Annotated in this window: 7 protein-coding genes; all 7 read right to left on the reverse strand. The window is 41.2% G+C overall.

What is annotated here, in order from left to right:
* Positions 1-57: 57 nt before the first annotated feature.
* A complete protein-coding gene (locus LC653_RS44015; protein WP_229501551.1) occupies positions 58-2,274 on the reverse strand; it encodes a hypothetical protein in 2,217 nt (738 codons plus the stop codon).
* Positions 2,258-2,650 (reverse strand): hypothetical protein, encoded by a 393-nt coding sequence (locus LC653_RS44020; protein WP_229501552.1) that lies wholly within the window; start codon positions 2,648-2,650, stop codon positions 2,258-2,260. Before LC653_RS44020 ends, LC653_RS44015 begins: the two co-directional genes overlap by 17 nt.
* A gap of 41 nt (positions 2,651-2,691) precedes the next feature.
* Positions 2,692-3,456, reverse strand: coding sequence for an alpha/beta fold hydrolase (locus LC653_RS44025; protein ID WP_229501553.1), 765 nt, complete (start codon positions 3,454-3,456; stop codon positions 2,692-2,694).
* 94 nt (positions 3,457-3,550) lie between these two features.
* A complete protein-coding gene (locus LC653_RS44030; RefSeq protein ID WP_229501554.1) occupies positions 3,551-3,955 on the reverse strand; it encodes a DUF1304 domain-containing protein in 405 nt (134 codons plus the stop codon).
* 329 nt (positions 3,956-4,284) lie between these two features.
* Positions 4,285-4,719, reverse strand: a complete 435-nt coding sequence (locus LC653_RS44035) for a ParB-like helix-turn-helix domain-containing protein (RefSeq protein WP_229501555.1) — start codon at positions 4,717-4,719, stop codon at positions 4,285-4,287.
* An 86-nt stretch (positions 4,720-4,805) separates the two neighbouring features.
* Entirely contained in the window at positions 4,806-5,474 is a 669-nt protein-coding gene (locus LC653_RS44040) for a ParA family protein (RefSeq protein ID WP_229501556.1), read from the reverse strand.
* 249 nt (positions 5,475-5,723) lie between these two features.
* Positions 5,724-6,432 (reverse strand): AAA family ATPase (locus LC653_RS44045; RefSeq protein ID WP_229501557.1); only part of this gene is annotated, 709 nt, incomplete at its 5' end.

Below are 6,432 nucleotides of genomic sequence, written 5' to 3' on the forward strand. Positions count from 1 at the left end.
CCTAATTATCAACAACAAATATCTGAAAGCCTCATTTTCTCGTACAGATTAGCTAATTTAGATGATTGCATTTACGTGCTCTAAACTAGTCACACAAAGGCTTTGACTATTTTCGGAGATGTCTATTAGATAAGTTTCATTGGTTCCATCCGTTTGCGAATCGGTAATCAACCAACGTTGCCGCTTCAGCACTGAGCTAACCGTCGCTTGTGCAGATAGCCCCCCCAGAAGAGTCTGAATTTCAGAGGGAATAACTTGTTGTTCGAGATCTGAGCCTAATGTGGGACTAACTGTTCCAATTGGGTTTAGTTGTCCATTTTCAAGAGATTCTGATGAAGTCAGCCAATAACGAGTCTGCCACCAGGGTTTAATCTCACTTAATGCTTCAGGCAACTCGTTGAGCAAGAGTTGTTCTCGACAGAAGACGAACCGTACTGCTTTTTGCAAATCGTCTACCTGTTTGAGTATCACATTATGTTTGAGGTTAGCTTCTTTACCCAAAGCATTGCGACGTAGGGGTTGCACGATCAATTGTTGTTCCCAGTTCAACTCGTCTAGTTTTATCTGAAGCAACGACAACAAAAGTATTTTCAGTCCAATTCCGCCTTCTGCTAGCATTGTTTGGAGCGTAGTCCGAGTTGCCGTGCCCAATCGTGTTGCCAGGTTGTTGAGAAATTCTGAAATTGGCTGTGGTGCCCAAACAGGAATAGAACTATCATTATCTGGAGCAATAGACAATACGGCTTCTCGCGTATATCTCATTAAGTCAAAAGCGGCAAAAGCCAGAGGCAAACCTGATCCTTTACTGCTCGTACCAGCAGAGAATAGTTTTTCAACTGATTGAGACACTAAACTTGAAGCACGAGATCCCGGCGGCATAGCTGTCCGAATAGCACTGTTAATAAATAGATCTCCTGTCCCTTCAGACAAACGCGCTAACAAAATCAACGCATTCATTCCAGCACAAGACTCCCATGCATTGTTGGACTCTGTTGCGCGCTGAATCCAGCCTGCAAATTCTTCAAAACGTTCCTTGCTGGGTGACTCAAATTGCTTAAAGGCTTGACTAGGAACAGTTCCAACAGCGATCGCAGTTAGCCCTAACTCCAACCGCATGGCAGCCAGCAGACCTTTGAGTGCAGCATTAAGACTATCACGATTTAAGAGATCCTCAAGTCGATCGGTGAGTGTCTGATAATTTCCTACCTGAAGGCTTACTCCCAGATGTGCTAACTCTGCTAAAGTTGGCCGAATTGCATTCAGCTCGATACCTGTAGGGGGATCAATATTCTGGAGCCAGTCGGGTAGCTGCTGACTCAAATATTGAGTCACGTTGACATCTCCCTCATTATTGCGATCTCCCTCATTATTTAGTTGGGCAAGTCTTCCCCGTAAGCCATCCCAGATGCCTAACTTAGACCAATTAGATAATACTTGTTCATCGGTCGTGCCTGTTTGGTTGATTGCATCTATCCAAGCAGGTTGCTTCGCAAGGGATTCCTGAATCAAATTACCAGAGCGAACTAACTTGGAATCTAAGGAGAGTTGAGAAATTTGTTGACGTAGGTAGGTTGCTAAAGCCAAATTCAGGCGATCGGGCTGCTCAAAACTGAAAGCAGTCAATGCTGGTAGGGTAGGCTCTGCCAAAGGACTTGCTAGCCGTTGTTCAAAGGCAACTCTTCTTTTCTTAGCGTTAGTAGCAATCTCTTGAATGATTGAATCAAAACTACTAATATTGGTGATTTGATTATTAAAGGTATCTAGTTTTTTGAAATAGTCTTGTCTATCTGGGGCGATAGTTATATCAGTATTAATGGGCTTTTCAGGGCGAAGCTCTGGCAAGATATTTTGAGAAAACAGTTCTGCTTTTGGAGCAAACTTTTCCTCAGTAACTTTTGAATCCTCTCTCAAAATCACTAATTTAAGGCTTTCCAGTTCCTCTGCTAAGAGCTTAGAAGCCCGATTTCTTAAATTAATTACCAAAGGGGTGGAATGCCATTCTGGGCAAGAGTAGAGTATCTGGCGAGTTTTAACTTGTGCCTTTTTCCAGAAGGAAGGAACACCCTTTATGTTTTGGCTATTGTTAACAATAGTTTTAAGAACTCTTTCGCTTAAATCTCCCCAAAAAGCAGCGGTTAGTGGGACATTTAATTGCCCATCTTCTAGAATAACCACACCTTGTTGTTGGGCTAAAGCTAAAATCAATGAACCTGAAGCGAAAACTGATTCTAGCTTTATGTCAGTTAACAGTGCTCCATCAAATACGCGCTCCACTAACCACTTGCAAAAAGCTTGAACCTCTTCCTGAGAACCTCCTCCATTTAGTTGGTTTATGAATGATGGTCTTAAAATCTGTTTCCCATGTGTTCAGACGAAGTTCCACACATAGAGCAAGCCGCTCCGCAGCACCTGCTTCTGTAGCTAGCACGGGTCCAAATTTAGGTGCAGGGGATGCTTGTGATAAAGTTTGAATTTCGTTTAACAAAGTTAACGATAGAGTATCACCTGTTAACAATGTCTCAACCTGGCTTGAGAAACTGTTGGGATCGCTAACCAATGTCAGCAGGGAAGCTAAATCACGCTTAACTTCTTTTTGTGAGTTGCTACTTCCTTTTTTAATGGCTTCGGAAAAAATATTTATTAGTTCCATGACTGACACCTTATTTTCAATTCTCTTTATTTAATAAATAGTCAAAGCAAAAATTTAATTAATGCATCTGCTGTCTCAACCGCATGACTGTAAGCAAACCCATGAGCACCACCTTTAATCGTTGCAAGTTGTGCACCTGAAATCTTCTGTGCCAAAACATCACTATTTCCAGGTGGCATCGCTACATCGCTATCTCCAGTAATTACCAGTGTCGGAGCTTTGATGTCTTGCAGTGCATTACATGTGTCATGACTGGCGATCGCTTGCATCTGCCGCACAAAGCCATTTTCCTTACTGTGAAAGAGAGAAGTTTTTGCCAAAAATTCTTGTGCTTTTTTCTTATTATCTGGATCTGCCAGATATGACGGCGTAAATAGGAAATCCAAAAGGCTTCCTCCAACCAGACTTGTAAGATTGGCTGGAATACTACAGGCACTACCTGCCATTGTGCAGCCTAATACCAATTTATTCAGCTTCTCAGCATGTCTCAGAGCAAATTGCTGAGCAACCATGCCACCCATGCTTACACCAAAGACATGAGCTTGCTTTATTCCCAATTTTTCTAACAAACCTGCTGCATCGTCTGCCAGATCAGCGATCGTGTAATTCTCTACTGAGCGACTTGTTGTTTGCCCAGCATCTCGATTATCAAAGAGAATCACCTGATAGTGCTTCGCAAGCTCATCAGGTAACTCATCTCCCCAGTCCATGAGACTGAAGCTCAGACCCATGATCATTAGTAGGGGATGACCACTACCCTTTATCTCGTAGTGAATACTGAGGTTCCCAACCGTAGCTTCCGTCATACAAACTCCTTAATAGTGGAAAGCAGACAAGAACTCGTTTGAAACTCAGAGATAGCTCTTCAAATTTCAAGCTGGCTGATTTCGCTGAGTTAATTCATTGCTCTTCCTCATCGTTATTCAACCAGATGAGGGGTAGAGCAATAATGCTAGGCAATGACTGAAGTAGAAAAGCTGTTGGGCGTCCTAAGCTAATGCTGCCGTAGATTCCCGCGATAAATGCACACACTAAAATAAAGACCGCAGGCTTGACTTTTGGTATCTTAGGATTCATCGCTAGTAATCCCCAGAGCGCACCAGCACTGAGAAAGCCATTGTAAAGACCTACATTGTGGGCAAGGATTTCGGCTTTCTGCGCGGTTGTGAAACCTCCAAGCAATATTTCTTGCATGAAAGAGGTTTGCCACAAAAACATCTCAGCTACTAGGAAAAGCAGATGAGCAACCACAGCCCAAACAAGACAAAAGTTGATCCAATACTTAGGAATACTTAGAAACTTCATGTAATTTTCCCAGAGGGATTAGTTTTATAAGCATATAGTCTATAAAGGGTTTCAAGCTTTTAATTTTGGTGTCTCGTCCGACTCTCAGTTGCTAATTCTAAGTAGTCAACCTCAGTTATGCAGGGCATATTATACTTTTATACCAACATATATTAACAGATTTGTAAGATTACAGATTGGTAAGATTTATGACAATATTTTGCTTTAAGGTATTCGTCAAACTATTCCATGTATGTCTAATGAACTAGGATCAGGTAAGTTTGATAAATTGATTCATCGCCAAGGCAACCAGGTTGAGCAGCTACCATACTCTAAATAAGAAAAAAGTTTTATCCGATTAACTTACCAATTTCATTTAATTTCTGTTCTAATATTCCTTGTAAAGATTGAAGTTGTTCACGACTAGCATTAGCTAAAGTTATCTCAGATAATCCACTACTGATTTTTTGAATAATTATTTTTACTTCTTTCGATTCAGATTGTTCTGATGTTAAATACTGAGCTTTAATACTCTTAATTAAATCGCGTGTCTCAGGTACAGTTAAACTTTCTTTTAATACCTGCTCTGTTGCCTTTATTCGTTCTATAGCTGCTTCTTGTTCGGAAATTTTCAAGATTTTTGATGACAATGTTGCTAATGCCAATGCGTGAGCGCCTTTCAGTTCTTGATTACGAATTGCTTTTTTTAAATCTTCTGGCAAAGATAACATTGGTAAAAGATTGGACTTAACAGAAGCAGGATTCAACCCAAATTCTAAGAACACTAAAAATAAAGCTTGCTCCTCGTTAATAATACCCAGTACTTCTAAACCTTGTTGTTGCTCCTCACTACTAGCAATTAATAATTTTGTTAATTCCTTGACTTGATTATTACGTTCAAGCCGCTTAAGTACAGCACCAAGAGTTGTAGCAACTGTGCTAGGTATTGCCTATGCATAGCTACTACTTCGTTATACATACTGGGAACAAACCCTAAAATTGGTGGACGTGGCTCAAGTTGTAACTCGTCACTTGTGGAAATACACCATTCAACTAACTCTGCCGAACCAGAAATAGCTTTCATCTCTAACTGTACTGGAACTAAAACATGAGTAGCAGCAGCTAAAGCATTGACATTTAGCATACCCAAAGTTGCAGGACAGTCCAAAATAATTAAGTTATGAGGTAATGAATATTTATTTAGTTTGTCCGCTAGACTATATTCTCCACGTTTTCTGATAACTAGTTCATTAGCTATTTCAGCCAACAAGGGATGTCCTTGACACACCTCAACTTTGGAATCCCAAACTGGTACTAATGACCAATCACCTTTAAAATCCTTAGAAAGTAACTCTACTGTAGTTAAATTTGCTTCGGCTGGTGACAAACCACAAAAAACATCCAATGAACGTTGGGGGTCTAAATCTAACATAGCTACTGTATAACCCCGCTTACTTACTTCATAGGCAATATGTGTGCTAATGGTAGACTTACCTACCCCACCAGCATTAGCCAGGAGTGCGAGAACTATCTGTTTCATCAAAATTGCTCAAACTTAGTCGCAGTATATCAATGATTTGTCGAATTTTGAAATCCGACAAACATAAGGTTGAGAATTTTAATAAATGTCGGATTTTAAAATCCGACACAAGCTGAATTTCAAAAATTACATTCGGCGAACCGAGGCGAGGCTGGAAAAAATGGGCAGAGGCTTTTTGGCGAGTCGAGAAGCCCCCTAATTTATCTGTGAGGGACGAGCCTCTCCACCATTTTTTTATCGCTTAATTGATCACCCAAATAACTCCCGATGCTGATAAGCAAATCGAGAAACATCCAGACTAGCCACAGGTTTAGCATAAATAGCCTGGTTGCGAATAGCCTGTATCTGTTCTGACTCTCGCTCCATAGCTGGTGTAAATTCTTGTCGCTGTGTCAGCAAATCCTCAAACTCAATTTCCCCTGGTCTACCTTGATAAAAAGCCTCTTCAGCACAACGACGGACTGCATTACCAATTTCTGCCGGACTGCAAATGCGATATTCAGCCAACAGTCTACGCCATTGATCATCACTCCAAGGTGAGTTATTGTCTCGAAACCCTGGAAAATACTTAGCTAGATGTAGATTGAAAACTTCATATCTTGCCCCTTCATGGGGTAAATCCACAAAAAAGATATCATCAAAACGGCGAACTAATTCCGCAGGTAGCATTGACAAGCGATTGACAGTAGCAATGGTATAAACTGGCTCTTGATGCTCTTGCATCCAAGTCAACAAAGCAGCAGATAGCCGCCGTGCCACACCTCCATCTGCATTGGAGTCCCAGCCAGCAAAGCCTTTATCAAAGTCATCCCAATAAAGTACACAGGGAGCAAGGGAAGTCACCAAAGCAATAAACTCCTTTAATGCTCTGTCGGGATGACGATCGCCCAGTAGTACACCCCAATTAGCTGCTAACAATGGCAATCCCATTTTCTTAGCTGCTAACTTGGCAGAGAGA

Origin of the sequence: Nostoc mirabile CHAB5784 (genome assembly GCF_020829645.1) — a bacterium.
GTDB lineage: Bacteria > Cyanobacteriota > Cyanobacteriia > Cyanobacteriales > Nostocaceae > Nostoc > Nostoc mirabile.

Excerpts from the sequence above, each read along its gene's own strand:
- LC653_RS44040 (WP_229501556.1), bottom strand. The coding sequence starts at position 5,474 with ATGAAACAGATAGTTCTCGCACTCCTGGCTAATGCTGGTGGGGTAGGT.
- LC653_RS44020 (WP_229501552.1), bottom strand. The coding sequence starts at position 2,650 with ATGGAACTAATAAATATTTTTTCCGAAGCCATTAAAAAAGGAAGTAGC.
- LC653_RS44025 (WP_229501553.1), bottom strand. The coding sequence starts at position 3,456 with ATGACGGAAGCTACGGTTGGGAACCTCAGTATTCACTACGAGATAAAG.
- LC653_RS44030 (WP_229501554.1), bottom strand. The coding sequence starts at position 3,955 with ATGAAGTTTCTAAGTATTCCTAAGTATTGGATCAACTTTTGTCTTGTT.